This is a genomic window from Streptococcus sp. CL5.50, assembly GCF_049738015.1.
Classification (GTDB): Bacteria; Bacillota; Bacilli; order Lactobacillales; family Streptococcaceae; genus Streptococcus; species Streptococcus mitis_CA.
Genome location: NZ_JBKOTR010000011.1, coordinates 35,432 through 51,173, shown reverse-complemented (window position 1 = coordinate 51,173; position 15,742 = coordinate 35,432). Strand labels below are relative to the sequence as shown.

Annotated in this window: 18 protein-coding genes, 1 pseudogene and 1 other annotated feature; of the genes and pseudogenes, 16 read left to right on the top strand and 3 right to left on the bottom strand. The window is 41.3% G+C overall.

What is annotated here, in order from left to right:
- Window positions 1-85 precede the first annotated feature (85 nt).
- On the bottom strand, window positions 86-1,168 hold the full coding sequence (locus ACLNCV_RS07840; RefSeq protein WP_424845065.1) for a DEAD/DEAH box helicase: 1,083 nt from the start codon (window positions 1,166-1,168) through the stop codon (window positions 86-88).
- Window positions 1,165-2,142: a Gfo/Idh/MocA family protein gene (locus tag ACLNCV_RS07835; RefSeq protein ID WP_424845064.1), complete on the bottom strand. Its 978-nt coding sequence runs from the start codon at window positions 2,140-2,142 to the stop codon at window positions 1,165-1,167. The genes ACLNCV_RS07840 and ACLNCV_RS07835 overlap by 4 nt, the downstream gene beginning before the upstream one ends.
- Window positions 2,143-2,283: 141 nt before the next feature.
- Here ACLNCV_RS07835 and ACLNCV_RS07830 point away from each other — a divergent pair, with 141 nt between their 5' ends.
- The 5 genes from ACLNCV_RS07830 (at window position 2,284) to ACLNCV_RS07810 (ending at window position 4,873) form a co-directional block, all read left to right on the top strand.
- The gene (locus tag ACLNCV_RS07830; protein WP_414305761.1) at window positions 2,284-2,988 is read left to right on the top strand and encodes a YoaK family protein; all 705 of its coding nucleotides are present in this window, start codon (window positions 2,284-2,286) and stop codon (window positions 2,986-2,988) included.
- A gap of 58 nt (window positions 2,989-3,046) precedes the next feature.
- Window positions 3,047-3,134 (top strand) — a sequence feature (ribosomal protein L21 leader region).
- A gap of 36 nt (window positions 3,135-3,170) precedes the next feature.
- Window positions 3,171-3,485 carry a 50S ribosomal protein L21 gene (gene rplU, locus ACLNCV_RS07825; protein WP_000109141.1) on the top strand — a complete coding sequence of 105 codons (315 nt, stop codon included), beginning with the start codon at window positions 3,171-3,173 and terminating at the stop codon, window positions 3,483-3,485.
- A 15-nt stretch (window positions 3,486-3,500) separates the two neighbouring features.
- The gene (locus ACLNCV_RS07820; protein WP_000613699.1) at window positions 3,501-3,845 is read left to right on the top strand and encodes a ribosomal-processing cysteine protease Prp; all 345 of its coding nucleotides are present in this window, start codon (window positions 3,501-3,503) and stop codon (window positions 3,843-3,845) included.
- 16 nt (window positions 3,846-3,861) lie between these two features.
- Window positions 3,862-4,155, top strand: coding sequence for a 50S ribosomal protein L27 (gene rpmA, locus ACLNCV_RS07815; protein ID WP_000916509.1), 294 nt, complete (start codon window positions 3,862-3,864; stop codon window positions 4,153-4,155).
- A gap of 307 nt (window positions 4,156-4,462) precedes the next feature.
- Window positions 4,463-4,873, top strand: coding sequence for a DUF5301 domain-containing protein (locus ACLNCV_RS07810; RefSeq protein ID WP_049532957.1), 411 nt, complete (start codon window positions 4,463-4,465; stop codon window positions 4,871-4,873).
- 174 nt (window positions 4,874-5,047) lie between these two features.
- Here ACLNCV_RS07810 and ACLNCV_RS07805 read toward each other — a convergent pair.
- A pseudogene (locus ACLNCV_RS07805) lies at window positions 5,048-5,122 on the bottom strand (AraC family transcriptional regulator); the annotation flags it as partial.
- Between ACLNCV_RS07805 and ACLNCV_RS07800 the strand changes: the two are divergent.
- The 11 genes from ACLNCV_RS07800 to rsmI all read left to right on the top strand — a co-directional run bounded on the left by ACLNCV_RS07800 (window position 5,115) and on the right by rsmI (window position 15,519).
- Entirely contained in the window at window positions 5,115-6,023 is a 909-nt protein-coding gene (locus ACLNCV_RS07800; protein WP_084951261.1) for a LysR family transcriptional regulator, read from the top strand. The pseudogene ACLNCV_RS07805 and the gene ACLNCV_RS07800 sit on opposite strands and share 8 nt — an antisense overlap.
- Entirely contained in the window at window positions 6,020-6,481 is a 462-nt protein-coding gene (gene lspA / locus ACLNCV_RS07795) for a signal peptidase II (RefSeq protein ID WP_261081658.1), read from the top strand. The genes ACLNCV_RS07800 and lspA overlap by 4 nt, the downstream gene beginning before the upstream one ends.
- Window positions 6,471-7,358, top strand: coding sequence for an RluA family pseudouridine synthase (locus ACLNCV_RS07790; RefSeq protein ID WP_424845063.1), 888 nt, complete (start codon window positions 6,471-6,473; stop codon window positions 7,356-7,358). The genes lspA and ACLNCV_RS07790 overlap by 11 nt, the downstream gene beginning before the upstream one ends.
- 2 nt (window positions 7,359-7,360) lie before the next feature.
- Window positions 7,361-9,244: a phosphorylcholine esterase CbpE gene (gene cbpE, locus ACLNCV_RS07785; protein ID WP_424845062.1), complete on the top strand. Its 1,884-nt coding sequence runs from the start codon at window positions 7,361-7,363 to the stop codon at window positions 9,242-9,244.
- Between the two features lie 100 nt (window positions 9,245-9,344).
- The gene (gene proB, locus ACLNCV_RS07780; protein WP_261041164.1) at window positions 9,345-10,454 is read left to right on the top strand and encodes a glutamate 5-kinase; all 1,110 of its coding nucleotides are present in this window, start codon (window positions 9,345-9,347) and stop codon (window positions 10,452-10,454) included.
- 9 nt (window positions 10,455-10,463) lie between these two features.
- On the top strand, window positions 10,464-11,726 hold the full coding sequence (locus ACLNCV_RS07775) for a glutamate-5-semialdehyde dehydrogenase (RefSeq protein ID WP_125454577.1): 1,263 nt from the start codon (window positions 10,464-10,466) through the stop codon (window positions 11,724-11,726).
- A 3-nt stretch (window positions 11,727-11,729) separates the two neighbouring features.
- Window positions 11,730-12,527, top strand: a complete 798-nt coding sequence (gene proC / locus ACLNCV_RS07770; RefSeq protein ID WP_125454578.1) for a pyrroline-5-carboxylate reductase — start codon at window positions 11,730-11,732, stop codon at window positions 12,525-12,527.
- 228 nt (window positions 12,528-12,755) lie between these two features.
- Window positions 12,756-13,394, top strand: coding sequence for a dTMP kinase (gene tmk, locus ACLNCV_RS07765; RefSeq protein ID WP_125454579.1), 639 nt, complete (start codon window positions 12,756-12,758; stop codon window positions 13,392-13,394).
- Window positions 13,391-14,281, top strand: a complete 891-nt coding sequence (locus ACLNCV_RS07760; RefSeq protein ID WP_261056704.1) for a DNA polymerase III subunit delta' — start codon at window positions 13,391-13,393, stop codon at window positions 14,279-14,281. The genes tmk and ACLNCV_RS07760 overlap by 4 nt, the downstream gene beginning before the upstream one ends.
- Window positions 14,282-14,320: 39 nt before the next feature.
- Entirely contained in the window at window positions 14,321-14,638 is a 318-nt protein-coding gene (gene yabA / locus ACLNCV_RS07755) for a DNA replication initiation control protein YabA (RefSeq protein WP_000358228.1), read from the top strand.
- Between the two features lie 2 nt (window positions 14,639-14,640).
- Entirely contained in the window at window positions 14,641-15,519 is an 879-nt protein-coding gene (gene rsmI / locus ACLNCV_RS07750) for a 16S rRNA (cytidine(1402)-2'-O)-methyltransferase (RefSeq protein ID WP_261056703.1), read from the top strand.
- Window positions 15,520-15,742: the final 223 nt, after the last annotated feature.

Below are 15,742 nucleotides of genomic sequence, written 5' to 3'. Positions count from 1 at the left end.
CTTTTTTCTGATATTGAACTAAAATTGAAGAATTGTTTACATAAAAAAGCTCTATACACTTGATGGGCATAGAGCAAACGGAGCTTTATTTTACATAGAGTTCTTGATTTTTTAGGACAATTTCTCGTACACTTGCAAACTTCTTAAGTTTTTTGATTTCTTCTGGATGAGTGACGAGAGTGATAACGTAACCTTCCTTCCCCATACGACCAGTACGGCCAGCACGGTGAGTGTAGGTTTCGCTATCTCTAGGAACATCAAAGTTTACGACACATTCGAGGCTATCGATATCAATTCCACGAGCCAGAAGGTCTGTTGCGAGAAGTAGGGTTAGTTGCTTGTCTTTAAACTTTTCTAAGATGACTTTTCTAAATTTGACATTGACATCACTAGCTAGAGAAACAGCCAAGATATCACGATACTGTAATTTTTCTTCTGCGCTTCCAAGGTCTGATAGGCTGTTAAAGAAGACCAAACCGCGGAAATCTTCAACATGAGCTAGTTTTCGTAGCATATCCACTCGGTGACGTTGATCTACCTGCATATAGAAATGTTGGATGTTGTCCAATTTTTGGTCAGAGAGATCAATGGTACGTGTGTTAGGCGCAATCTTTTCTTGGTCAAACTTGGTCGTCGCACTCATGTAGACGAGTTGGTGGTCACGAGGTGCGTAGTGAGTGATTTTCTCGACAAAGTGAATCTGAGAATCATCTAGCAATTGGTCGAATTCATCCAGGATGATGGTTTCCACATTCATCATCTTGATTTTTTTCAATTTAATTAGTTCAAAGATACGGCCAGGAGTTCCAATCAGAATTTCTGGTCCTTTTTTTAGGCGTTCAATCTGGCGTTTCTGACTTGAGCCTGATAGGAAGAGCTGAGCAGTCAAGCCGATAGCTTCAGCCCACGTTTTACATACGTCAAAAATCTGTCCAGCTAGTTCTGTATTTGGTGCTAGAATCAAGAGTTGCTGCGCTTTTTTCTTTTGTAGTCTGAGAAGGCTTGGTAGGAGGTAAGCTAGGGTCTTACCAGTTCCTGTTGGGCTCACTCCTAGGAGGTTTTCTCCAGCAAGAAGGGGCTCAAATAGTTGGGTTTGAATGGGAGTGAATTCTTGGAAACCGAGTTGGTCACTCAGTTCTTGCCATTCAGTCGGTAGTTTGGTTTTCATTTTTCTGCCTCAAATCTAATGCCAGCAGTCTGGCGCATAGTATATAGTAGCTCATGAACTGAACTTGCATCTTCCAGCCAAGTTTGGTAGAGATTCAGATCTGGTTGCTGGATCATGTGTGCAAATGCAGCGACTTCCTCAGTCATCGTATGAGGAGCCTGTTGGATAGGGAGTTGGATTTGATTGCCTTGGTGGTCGGTAAAAATAGCCGAGCTGATATGTTCGATCGTGTTGAGAGTCAAGGTTCCATCTGTTGTGTGAATTTCACAAGGAAGATTGGAAGTGATGTTTTTCCCAGCCTTGATGTGAACTTGAAAGTCTGGGTAGAAGAGGATTCCGTCACCATTTAGGTCAATGCTATTGTCAAGCTGTTGCCCCTGATAGGTTGCATCCTTAGCTTTTCCAAAGAGACGAACGGCAGCGTAGAGAGGATAAATCCCCAAATCCATAAGCGCTCCACCAGCAAAACGATCTGAGAAGACATTTGGTATCTCCCCAGCCAACAAGTTAGGCATTTTGGAAGAATACTTGGCATAGTTGAAATCTGCTCCCAAAATTTGTTTGTCTGCTAAAAAGTTTTTGATAGTAGTAAAAGTTTTCTCATGGTAATTACGAGCTGCTTCGAAGATAAAACAGTGATTTTTTTCAGCTGTTTGAATCAAATCCAGCCATTCTTGTGGTTGAGTGACAGCTGGCTTTTCAAGAATAACATGTTTACCAGCAGACAAGGCAGCCTTTGTCTGAGCAAAATGCAAGGAGTTTGGACTGGCAATATAGACCACATCAAAGGAGCTCTTGACTAAGTCTTCTAATTGATCAAAGAGCTGGATATCTTGATAGCGAGAAGCAAAGGTTGCTGCAGTTTCTAGTTTTCTAGAATAGACTGCGACCAACTGGTATTCTCCACTGGTATGGGCTGCCTCTATGAAGTGGTGGCTGATAGCCCCTGTTCCGATGACACCTAATTTAAGCATAGTTACTCCTTTTCCAATTTCAAATCCTTCTTTCATTATAACATAGATAGACAGGACTATCCAACAGAGGGGAAAAAATTTCAAATAAGCTACTAGGTCTTTTCCAAAGAAAGTGGTACAATAATGAGATAAGTAAATGAAATGGGAGGGAAAATGAGGTTATTACCTATAAGAAAAATATCACGTCAGTCTAAGAGGCTAGCGCTTTTTTTGACTTTTTGTGCAGGTTATGTAGATGCCTATACGTTTATTGTGCGAGGGAATACTCTTGTAGCTGGACAAACTGGGAATGTCGTCTTTCTTTCAGTAGAATTAATTCAAAATAATGTTTCAGATGTTAGGGACAAGGTTCTCACCTTGTTAGCTTTTATGATGGGAGTCTTTCTATTAACAATTTATAAGGAAAAATTGAGAATTGTGAAAAAGCCAATTTTGTCATTGCTTCCTTTAGCAATCTTATCAATCATTATTGGTTTTGTGCCGCAGACTGTAGATAATATCTATCTAGTACCGCCCTTGGCCTTCTGTATGGGATTGGTGACAACTGCTTTTGGAGAAGTGTCGGGTATTGCCTATAATAACGCTTTTATGACAGGGAATATCAAACGGACCATGCTGGCTTTTGGAGATTATTTCCGAACCAAGCACACACCTTTTTTGCGTGAAGGATTCATCTTTGTTAGCCTGCTTAGTAGTTTTGTCCTTGGCGTTGTCTTTTCAGCCTATTTGACGATTTTCTATCATGAAAAGACCATTCTTGGTGTTCCTATTATGATGAGTATTTTTTACCTCAGCATGCTTTTTGCCTCTTGGCAGAAAAAAGTAAAAGAAAAAGCTTCATTTTAGGTGTTATTACTTGTAAGAAAATAGGAGATATGCTATACTTGAAGAGTTGACTATGCACGATCCTGTGCAACCGCACGAACATCGTTGCTTGATTATTCAAGTTTAAGTGGTTCGTCCCACGATGCTAGGCGAGTCTTCACAAAAAATTCGGGGAAACCCATAAAAATCATAGGAGGTGCATAATGAGCACATACGCAATTATCAAAACTGGCGGAAAACAAGTTAAAGTTGAAGTTGGTCAAGCAGTTTACGTTGAAAAATTGAACGTTGAAGCTGGTCAAGAAGTTACTTTTAACGAAGTTGTTCTTGTTGGTGGTGAAAACACTGTTGTCGGAACTCCACTTGTTGCTGGAGCTACTGTAGTTGGAACTGTTGAAAAACAAGGAAAACAAAAGAAAGTTGTTACTTACAAGTACAAACCTAAAAAAGGTAGCCACCGTAAACAAGGTCACCGTCAACCATATACAAAAGTTGTCATCAACGCAATCAACGCTTAATTTTAAGGAGAACACATGATACAAGCAGTCTTTGAGAGAGCCGAAGATGGCGAGCTGAGGAGTGCGGAAATTACTGGACACGCCGAGAGTGGCGAATACGGCTTAGATGTCGTGTGTGCATCGGTTTCTACGCTTGCCATTAACTTTATCAATTCTATTGAGAAATTTGCAGGCTATGAACCAATCCTAGAATTAAACGAAGATGAAGGTGGCTATCTGATGGTTGAGATTCCAAAAGATCTTCCTTCACACCAGAGAGAAATGACCCAGTTATTCTTTGAATCATTTTTCTTAGGTATGGCAAACTTATCGGAGAACTCTTCTGAGTTCGTCCAAACCAGAGTTATCACAGAAAACTAACACGGAGGAAAACATTATGTTAAAAATGACTCTTAACAACTTGCAACTTTTCGCCCACAAAAAAGGTGGAGGTTCTACATCAAACGGACGTGATTCACAAGCGAAACGTCTTGGAGCTAAAGCAGCTGACGGACAAACTGTAACAGGTGGATCAATCCTTTACCGTCAACGTGGTACACACATCTACCCAGGTGTAAACGTTGGACGTGGTGGAGACGATACTTTGTTCGCTAAAGTTGAAGGCGTAGTACGCTTTGAACGTAAAGGACGCGATAAAAAGCAGGTTTCTGTTTACCCAATCGCTAAATAAAAAGGTCCAGTGAACCTTTTTATCCCGAGCCTTAAAATATAAAGGCGAGGAAGCTAGAAGTAGCATTAAATAAGGCTTTCCGAGTTTTCGGAGAGCCTATTTTTTTGTTTTGATACCCATGCTGATACCCATATTTTAAAAACCAATGTAAGAAGCGAATTTATCAGCTACTTTATTTTACGTTGAATGTAAAACTTTTACAATAATGAATTTTATAAGGGAATAAGATATTGTAAAAATTGCTAAGATTTGATATTATAATTGTATCTGAGTAAGTAAGCAGGAATATGGAAAGGAGTGAACCTGTATGAAAAAGCTTATCACCATGATAGTCTGTTCAATCTCTTTTCTTGTTCTATCTGCTTGTGTCAGTAAGAAAAAACTTATTCTTCCTGAACCTGAAACTATTTCTGTAATTTCTCTGCAGAAAAAAACCTCTGAAGATATTAAAACTATCAACAAGAGAGAAGAAATTTCAAAATTGATTAAGGAGATACAGAGACAGTCAAAATCTACCTCTTTGGAGAGTGTAAATGATCAACCGACAAATGTTAAAGATTATATCATTATCAAGTTTTATCATCAGAATGAAGAAAAGGATAGTGTAGTCTATCTATATACTAAGAAGAAAAGACAGTATATTGAGCAACCTTATGCTGGTATTTGGCAAGTAAGTCCAGATATAGCCAATAGGATTAAAGAGTTTTTTTCTAGTTGATTTATAGGACAAAAGAAAATGTTAGAGGCTTTTCTTGCAACATATTATAAACGGTAAATCAACAAGATTTGCTGTTTTTATTTGTTTGAACCAAAATGAGGACTGAAAAAGACATTATTCTAATTCTTGTATTGGGTTGTTAGACTCTTCATTGGAATTTGAAAATTTCCAGACTTTTTTCCTTTTTGGAAAACTTCTAAAATATGGTATAATGAAAAGATAAAGAAGTTGGGGGTAGAAGATGAACATTCAACAATTACGCTATGTTGTTGCCATTGCCAATAGCGGTACTTTCCGTGAAGCTGCTGAGAAGATGTATGTCAGTCAGCCCAGTTTGTCCATTTCTGTTCGTGATTTGGAAAAAGAGTTGGGTTTTAAGATTTTCCGTCGGACCAGCTCAGGGACTTTCTTGACCCGTCGTGGTATGGAATTCTATGAAAAAGCGCAAGAATTGGTTAAAGGATTTGATATTTTTCAAAATCAGTATGCCAATCCTGAGGAAGAAAAGGATGAATTTTCCATTGCCAGTCAGCACTATGACTTCTTGCCACCAACCATTACTGCCTTTTCAGAGCGCTATCCTGATTACAAAAATTTCCGTATTTTTGAGTCTACTACAGTTCAAATACTTGATGAAGTAGCTCAGGGGCACAGTGAGATTGGGATTATCTACCTCAACAATCAAAATAAAAAGGGGATCATGCAAAGGGTTGAAAAGTTAGGCCTTGAGGTCATTGAATTGATTCCCTTCCATACCCATATTTATCTTCGTGAGGGGCATCCTTTGGCTCAGAAAGAGGAATTGGTCATGGAGGATTTAGCGGATCTACCAACGGTTCGTTTCACTCAAGAGAAAGACGAGTACCTTTATTATTCAGAGAACTTTGTCGATACCAGTGCTAGTTCACAGATGTTTAATGTGACAGACCGTGCTACCTTGAATGGTATTTTGGAGCGGACGGACGCCTATGCGACAGGTTCTGGATTTTTAGATAGTGACAGTGTTAATGGTATTACAGTTATTCGTCTCAAGGATAAATTGGATAATCGCATGGTCTATGTTAAACGTGAAGAAGTAGAGCTTTGTCAAGCTGGGACTCTTTTCGTAGAAGTCATGCAAGAATATTTTGATCAAAAGAGGAAATCATGAAAAAAAGAGCAATAGTGGCAGTCATTGTACTGCTTTTGATTGGGCTGGATCAGTTAGTTAAATCCTATATCGTCCAACAGATTCCACTGGGTGAAGTTCGTTCTTGGATTCCCAATTTCGTTAGTTTGACCTACCTGCAAAATCGAGGGGCAGCCTTTTCGATGCTACAAGACCAGCAGTGGTTATTTGCTATCATTACACTGGTCGTTATGGTAGGTGCCATTTGGTATCTACATAAACACATGGAGGACTCATTCTGGATGGTCTTGGGTTTGACCTTGATAATCGCAGGTGGTCTTGGAAACTTTATTGACAGGATTAGTCAGGGCTTTGTTGTGGATATGTTCCACCTTGACTTTATCAATTTTGCAATTTTCAATGTGGCAGATAGCTATCTGACTGTTGGAGTGATTATTTTATTGATTGCAATGTTAAAAGAGGAAATAAATGGAAATTAAAATTGAAAGTGGTGGCTTGCGTTTAGATAAGGCTTTGTCGGATTTGACAGAATTATCACGCAGTCTCGCGAATGAACAAATCAAATCAGGCCAGGTCTTGGTCAATGGCCAAGTCAAGAAAGCTAAATACACAGTTCAAGAGGGTGATATCGTCACTTACCATGTACCGGAGCCAGAGGTCTTAGAGTATGTGGCTGAAAATCTTCCGCTAGAAATCATCTACCAAGATGAGGATGTGGCCGTCGTTAACAAACCTCAGGGGATGGTTGTGCATCCGAGTGCTGGTCATACTAGTGGAACTCTGGTAAATGCCCTTATGTATCATATTAAGGACTTGTCGGGTATCAATGGGGTTCTACGCCCAGGAATTGTTCATCGTATTGATAAGGATACATCAGGCCTTCTCATGATTGCTAAAAACGATGAGGCGCATCTAGCACTTGCCCAAGAACTCAAGGATAAAAAGTCTCTCCGCAAATATTGGGCGATTGTTCATGGAAATCTGCCTAATGATCGTGGTGTGATTGAAGCTCCGATTGGCCGTAGTGAAAAAGACCGTAAGAAACAGGCTGTGACTGCTAAAGGGAAGCCTGCAGTGACCCGTTTCCACGTCTTGGAACGCTTTGGTGATTATAGCTTAGTGGAGTTGCAACTGGAGACAGGGCGTACACACCAAATCCGTGTCCACATGGCTTATATTGGTCATCCAGTCGCTGGTGATGAAGTCTATGGTCCTCGCAAGACTTTGAAAGGACATGGACAATTTCTTCATGCCAAGACGCTAGGATTTACCCATCCGAGAACAGGTGAGACCTTGGAATTTACAGCAGATATTCCAGAGCTTTTTAAGGAAACCTTGGAGAAATTAAGGAGGTAAGAATGAAAAAGAAATTAACTAGTTTAGCACTTGTAGGCGCTTTTTTAGGTTTGTCATGGTATGGGAATGTTCAAGCTCAAGAAAGTTCAGGAAATAAAATCCACTTTATCAATGTTCAAGAAGGTGGCAGTGATGCGATTATTCTTGAAAGCAATGGACATTTTGCCATGGTGGATACAGGAGAAGATTATGATTTCCCAGATGGAAGTGATTCTCGCTATCCATGGAGAGAAGGAATTGAAACGTCTTATAAGCATGTTCTAACAGACCGTGTCTTTCGTCGTTTGAAGGAATTGGGTGTTCAAAAACTTGATTTTATTTTAGTCACTCATACTCACAGTGACCATATTGGAAATGTTGATGAATTACTGTCTACCTATCCAGTTGACCGAGTTTATCTTAAAAAATATAGTGATAATCGTATTACTAATTCTGAACGTCTATGGGATAATCTGTATGGCTATGATAAGGTTTTACAGACTGCCGCCGAAAAAGGTGTTTCAGTGATTCAAAACATCACACAAGGGGATGCTCATTTTCAGTTTGGAGACATGGATATTCAGCTCTATAATTATGAAAATGAAACAGATTCGTCGGGTGAATTAAAGAAAATTTGGGATGATAATTCTAATTCCTTGATTAGCGTGGTGAAAGTCAATGGTAAGAAAATTTACCTTGGGGGCGACTTAGATAATGTTCATGGAGCAGAAGACAAGTATGGTCCTCTCATTGGAAAAGTTGATTTGATGAAGTTTAATCATCACCATGATACCAACAAATCAAATACCAAGGATTTCATCAGAAATTTGAGTCCGAGTTTGATTGTTCAAACTTCGGATAGTCTACCTTGGAAAAATGGTGTTGATAGTGAGTATGTCAATTGGATCAAAGAACGTGGAATTGAGAGAATTAACGCAGCCAGCAAAGACTATGATGCGACAGTTTTTGATATTCGAAAAGACGGTTTAGTAAACATTTCAACTTCCTACAAGCCGATTCCAAGTTTTCAAGCTGGTTGGCATAAGAGTGCATATGGAAACTGGTGGTATCAAGCGCCTGATTCTACAGGAGAATATGCAGTAGGTTGGAATGAAATCAAAGGTGAGTGGTATTACTTCAACCAAACGGGTATCTTGTTACAGAATCAATGGAAAAAATGGAACAATCGTTGGTTCTATTTGACAGACTCTGGTGCTTCTGCTAAAAATTGGAAAAAAATCGATGGAAGCTGGTATTATTTCAACAAAGAAAATCAGATGGAAATTGGTTGGGTAAATACTGGAAGTCAGAACTATTATTTATCAAACGATGGATCTATGAAGACAGGTTGGCTTCAATATAAGGGGCAATGGTATTACTTTGCTCAATCAGGAGAAATGAAAACGGGTTGGGTAAAAGATAAAGAAACCTGGTACTATATGGATTCTACTGGTATCATGAAGACAGGCGAGATAGAAGTTGCTGGTCATCATTACTATCTAGAAGATTCAGGAGCTATGAAGCAAGGTTGGCTTAAAAAGGCAAATGCTTGGTATTTCTACAAGACAGATGGTTCACGAGCTGTTGGTTGGATTAAAGACAAGGATAAATGGTACTTCTTGAAAGAAAATGGTCAATTGCTTGTGAACGGTAAGACACCAGAAGGCTATACTGTTGATTCAAGTGGTGCCTGGTTAGTGGATGTTCCGGTAGAGAAATCTGTTACAACTAAAGTCACAAGTCATTCAGAAATAAAAGAATCCAATGAAGTAGTGAAAAAAGATCTTGAAAATAAAGAAACGAGTCAACACGAAAGTATTACAAGTTCTTCAACTAGTCAAGATTTGACTTCTTCAACTTCACAAAGCTCTGAAACGAGTGCAAACAAATCGGAATCAGAACAGTAGTAAAAAAGAAGGTTTTAGGGCCTTCTTTTTCCTATCAACTCTTTTCTATTTCCTACCATTCATGTTATAATGGATAAATATGAAGAATCGGAGTAAGACTATGAAATACAAACGGATCGTCTTTAAGGTGGGGACTTCTTCTCTGACAAATGAGGATGGAAGTTTATCACGTAGTAAGGTAAAGGCTATTACCCAGCAGTTGGCTATGTTGCACGAGGCGGGTCATGAGTTGATTTTGGTGTCGTCGGGAGCCATTGCGGCTGGTTTTGGGGCCTTAGGATTTAAAAAGCGTCCGACTAAGATTGCTGATAAGCAGGCTTCAGCAGCGGTAGGACAGGGCCTTTTGTTGGAAGAATACACGACCAATCTTCTCTTGCGCCAAATCGTTTCTGCACAAATCTTGCTGACCCAGGATGACTTTGTGGATAAGCGCCGTTATAAAAATGCCCATCAGGCTTTGTCGGTTCTACTTAGCCGTGGAGCGATTCCTATCATCAACGAGAATGACAGTGTCGTCATTGATGAGCTCAAGGTCGGGGACAATGACACTCTAAGTGCCCAGGTAGCAGCCATGGTTCAAGCAGACCTTTTGGTCCTCTTGACAGACGTAGACGGTCTATATACTGGAAATCCTAATTCAGATCCAACAGCCAAACGCTTGGAGCGAATCGAGACCATCAATCGTGAGATTATCGATATGGCCGGTGGAGCTGGTTCGTCTAATGGTACAGGTGGCATGTTAACCAAAATCAAAGCCGCAACTATCGCGACGGAATCAGGAGTTCCTGTTTATATCTGCTCATCCTTGAAGTCAGATGCCATGATTGAGGCGGCTGAGGAGACCAAGGATGGTTCCTACTTTGTTGCTCAAGAGAAGGGACTTCGTACCCAGAAACAATGGCTTGCATTCTATGCTCAGAGTCAAGGTTCTATTTGGGTTGATAAAGGGGCTGCAGAAGCTCTCTCTCAACATGGAAAGAGTCTTCTTTTATCTGGTATCGTTGAAGCAGAAGGCGCCTTTTCTTACGGCGATATTGTGACAGTATTTGACAAGGAAAGTGGAAAATCACTTGGAAAAGGGCGTGTGCAATTTGGAGCATCTGCTTTGGAGGATATGTTGCGTTCTCAAAAAGCCAAGGGGGTCTTGATTCACCGTGACGACTGGATTTCCATTACTCCTGAAATCCAACTACTCTTTACAGAATTTTAGAGGTAAACTATGGTAAGTACACAAGAACAATTTGAACAGGTACAGGCTGTTAAAAAATCGATTAACACAGCTAGTGAAGAGGTAAAAAACCAAGCCTTGCTAGCCATGGCTGATCACTTAGTGGCTGCTACAGAGGAAATTTTAGCGGCCAATGCTCTCGATATGGAAGCGGCCAAAGATAAAATCTCAGATGTGATGCTGGATCGTCTTTATTTGGATGCAGGTCGTATAGAAGCGATGGCAACTGGGATTCGTGAAGTGGTTGCTTTACCAGATCCAATCGGTGAAGTTTTAGAAACCAATCAGCTTGAAAATGGTTTGGTTATCACCAAGAAACGAGTGGCTATGGGGGTTATTGGTATTATCTATGAAAGCCGTCCAAATGTGACGTCTGATGCGGCTGCTTTAGCTCTTAAAAGTGGAAATGCGGTTGTTCTTCGTAGTGGTAAGGATGCCTATCAAACTGCCCATGCTATTGTCACAGCCTTGAAGAAGGGCTTGGAAACGACTACTATTCACCCAGATGTGATTCAACTTGTGGAAGATACTAGACGTGAAAGTAGCTATGCTATGATGAAGGCCAAGGGACATCTAGACCTCCTTATTCCTCGTGGAGGAGCTGGCTTGATTAATGCGGTGGTTGAGAATGCGATTGTACCTGTTATCGAGACAGGGACTGGGATTGTCCATGTCTATGTGGATAAGGACGCAGACGAAGACAAGGCTCTCTCTATCATCAACAATGCCAAAACCAGTCGTCCTTCTGTCTGCAATGCCATGGAGGTTCTACTTGTTCATGAAGACAAAGCAGCAAGCTTCCTTCCTCGCTTAGAGCAAGTTCTAGTTGCAGAGCGTAAAGAAGCTGGGTTGGAACCAATTCAATTCCGACTTGATAGCAAAGCAAGCCAGTTTGTTTCAGGTCACGCAGCTGAAGCACAAGACTTTGATACCGAGTTTTTGGACTATGTTCTAGCTGTTAAGGTTGTGAGCAGTTTAGAAGAAGCGGTTGCCCATATTGAGGCTCACAGTACCCATCATTCGGATGCCATTGTGACGGAAAATGCTGAAGCTGCAGCTTACTTTACAGATCAAGTGGACTCTGCAGCGGTTTATGTCAATGCCTCAACTCGTTTCACAGATGGTGGCCAATTTGGTCTTGGTTGTGAAATGGGGATTTCTACTCAGAAACTGCACGCGCGTGGTCCCATGGGATTGAAGGAGTTGACTAGCTACAAGTATGTGGTTACTGGTGACGGACAGATAAGGGAGTAAGAGATGAAGATTGGATTTATCGGTTTGGGGAATATGGGTGCTAGTTTGGCCAAGGCTGTCTTGCAGGCTAAGACGGGCGATGACCTTCTCCTTGCCAATCGTAGCCAAGCCAAGGTAGATGCTTTCATTGCAGACTTTGGGGGTCAGGCTTCCAGCAATGAAGAGATTTTTGCAGAAGCAGATGTGATTTTTCTAGGAGTGAAGCCTGCTCAGTTTTCTGAACTGCTTTCTCAATACCAGACCATCCTTGAAAAACGAGCAAGTCTTCTTTTGATTTCCATGGCAGCTGGATTGACTTTAGAAAAACTCGCTAGTCTTCTTCCAAATCAACACAGAATTATTCGTATGATGCCAAATACCCCTGCTTCTATCGGACAAGGAGTGATTAGTTATGCCTTGTCTTCTAATTGCAAGGCTGAGGACAGTGAGTTATTTTGTCAGCTGTTAGCCAAGGCAGGTCTCTTGGTTGAACTGGGAGAAGGCTTAATCGATGCGGCGACAGGTCTTGCAGGTTGTGGACCGGCCTTTGTCTATCTCTTTATTGAGGCCTTGGCAGATGCGGGCGTTCAGACGGGATTGCCACGAGAAACGGCATTGAAAATGGCGGCTCAAACTGTGGTAGGAGCTGGACAATTGGTCCTAGAAACCCAAGAGCATCCTGGGGTCTTGAAAGACCAAGTTTGTAGCCCAGGCGGTTCGACTATCGCTGGTGTAGCAAGCTTAGAAGCGCATGCTTTTCGAGGAACAGTCATGGATGCAGTTCATCAAGCCTATAAACGAACACAAGAATTAGGTAAATAAGAGGTGGATGTGTCTGCCTCTTTTATGGTGGTTGATACTCTTCGAAAATCTCTTCAAACTGCGTCAGCTTCCATCTGCAACCTCAAAACAATGTTTTGAGCAACCTGCGGCTAACTTCCTAGTTTGCTCTTTGATTTTCATTGAGTATGAAATGAGAAGACAAAAAGATTGTCACAAACCCCTATTTTTTTGATAGAATAGAAGTAGTAAAAAAGAAATGAGTTAGACATGTCAAAAGGATTTTTAGTCTCTCTTGAGGGACCAGAGGGAGCAGGCAAGACTAGTGTTTTAGAGGCTCTGCTACCAATTTTAGAGGAAAAAGGGGTAGAGGTGTTGACGACCCGTGAACCTGGCGGAGTCTTGATTGGGGAGAAGATTCGGGAAGTAATTTTGGATCCAAGTCATACCCAGATGGATGCGAAAACAGAGCTTTTGCTCTATATCGCTAGTCGCAGACAGCACTTGGTGGAAAAAGTTCTTCCAGCCCTTGAAGCTGGCAAGTTGGTCATTATGGACCGCTTCATCGATAGTTCCGTTGCCTATCAGGGATTTGGTCGTGGCTTGGATATTGACGCCATTGATTGGCTCAATCAGTTTGCGACAGATGGCCTTAAACCCGACTTGACTCTTTATTTTGACATCGAGGTGGAAGAAGGACTGGCTCGCATTGCTGCTAATAGCAATCGTGAGGTCAATCGTTTGGACTTGGAAGGGTTGGACTTGCACAAGAAAGTCCGTCGAGGCTACCTATCTCTTCTGGAAAAAGAAGGAAACCGTATTGTCAAGATTGATGCTAGTCTCCCTTTGGAACAAGTTGTGGAAACTACCAAGGCTGTCTTGTTTGATAGAATGGGATTAGCTAAATGAAACAAGATCAACTAAAGGCCTGGCAGCCAGATCAGTTTGACCGCTTTGTCCGTATCCTAGAACAAGACCAGCTCAATCATGCCTACCTCTTTTCAGGTTTCTTTGGAAGCTTGGAAATGGCACAGTTTTTGGCTAAGAGCCTCTTTTGTACGGATAAAGTTGGCGTTCTACCATGTGAGAAATGTCGAAATTGCAAGCTGATTGAACAAGAAGAGTTTCCAGATGTTACCTTGATTAAGCCAGTCAATCAGGTCATCAAGACAGAACGGATTCGAGAATTGGTGGGACAGTTTTCTCAAGCAGGGATTGAAAGTCAGCAACAGGTATTTATTATCGAGCAAGCTGAGAAGATGCATCCCAACGCAGCTAATTCTCTGCTCAAGGTTATCGAAGAACCCCAGAGTGAGGTTTACATTTTCTTCTTGACAAGTGATGAAGAAAAGATTTTACCGACCATACGAAGTCGGACCCAGATTTTCCACTTTAAAAAGCAAGAAGAAAAACTCATCCATCAATTAGAACAAGCAGGTCTGGTCAAGAAAAAAGCGACTCTCTTAGCCCAGTTTAGTCAATCGCGAGCTGAAGCAGAAAAGTTGGCTAATCAGGCAAGTTTTTGGACATTGGTCGATGAAAGTGAACGCCTGCTGACTTGGTTAGTAGCTAATAAAAAAGAAAGTTATTTGCAAGTTGCCAAACTAGCTAGCTTGGCAGATGATAAGGAAAAACAAGATCAGGTTTTACGGATTCTTGAAGTTCTCTGTGGACAAGATATACTACAAGCAAGAGTAAGAGTGATTTTACAAGATTTGCTAGAAGCTAGAAAAATGTGGCAAGCTAATGTCAGCTTTCAAAATGCCATGGAATATCTGGCTTTGAAAGAAATATAAACTCAAAAATGAATGATAAAGAAAGGAAAGGGCTGTTTTATGGACAAAAAAGAATTATTTGACGCGCTAGATGATTTTTCCCAACAGTTATTGGTAACCTTGGCCGATGTGGAAGCCATCAAGAAAAATCTCAAGAGCCTGGTAGAGGAAAATACAGCTCTTCGCTTGGAAAATAGTAAGTTGCGCGAACGCTTAGGTGAGGTGGAAGCAGATGCTCCTGTCAAGGCTAAGCATGTTCGTGAAAGTGTCCGTCGCATTTACCGGGATGGATTTCACGTTTGTAATGATTTTTATGGACAACGTCGAGAGCAGGACGAAGAATGTATGTTCTGTGATGAGTTGTTATACAGGGAGTAGGCATGCAGATTCAAAAAAGTTTTAAGGGGCAGTCTCCCTACGGCAAGCTGTACCTAGTGGCAACGCCGATTGGCAATTTAGATGATATGACCTTTCGAGCTATTCAGACCTTGAAAGAGGTGGACTGGATTGCTGCTGAGGACACGCGCAATACAGGACTTTTGCTCAAGCATTTTGACATTTCGACCAAGCAGATCAGTTTTCATGAGCACAATGCCAAGGAAAAGATTCCTGATTTGATTAGTTTCCTGAAAGTAGGGCAAAGTATTGCTCAGGTATCCGACGCGGGTCTGCCTAGTATCTCAGACCCTGGTCATGATTTGGTTAAGGCAGCTATTGAGGAAGAAATTGCAGTTGTCACTGTTCCAGGTGCCTCTGCAGGAATTTCTGCCTTGATTGCCAGTGGTTTAGCGCCACAGCCACATATCTTTTACGGCTTTTTACCGAGAAAATCAGGCCAGCAAAAGCAGTTTTTCGACTCGAAAAAAGACTATCCTGAAACTCAGATTTTCTATGAATCCCCTCATCGTGTAGCAGATACGTTGGAAAATATGCTAGCAGTTTATGGCGACCGCTCGGTGGTCTTGGTTAGAGAATTGACCAAAATCTATGAAGAATACCAAAGAGGTACCATTTCTGAATTGCTGGAAAGCATCGCTGAAACGCCACTCAAGGGCGAATGCCTTCTCATCGTTGAAGGTGCCAGTCAGGATGTGGAGGAAAAAGACGAGGAGGACTTGTTCTTAGAAATCCAAGCCCGCATTCAACAAGGGGTGAAGAAAAATCATGCCATAAAGGAAGTTGCGAAACTCTACCAGTGGAATAAAAGCCAGCTCTACGCTGCCTACCATGAATGGGAAGAAAATCAAGAAAATGACTAAACAGGGAAGTTTGCCTTCTTCCCTTTTTTTGTTATACTAGTAGAAGAAAAAATTAGAAAGATTTGTGGGAGTGAAAAAGTCCGGGGGACTTTTTCAGCCTGAGCCAAGAAACTCGAGAGTGAAGTAAGTCCTGTGGACTTTTTCAGCCTGAGCCAAGAAACTCGAAAGCTCATAAGTCCGATTGGCTTTTTCAATGTGAAATTTGTTTTCACACTCCCAAAGA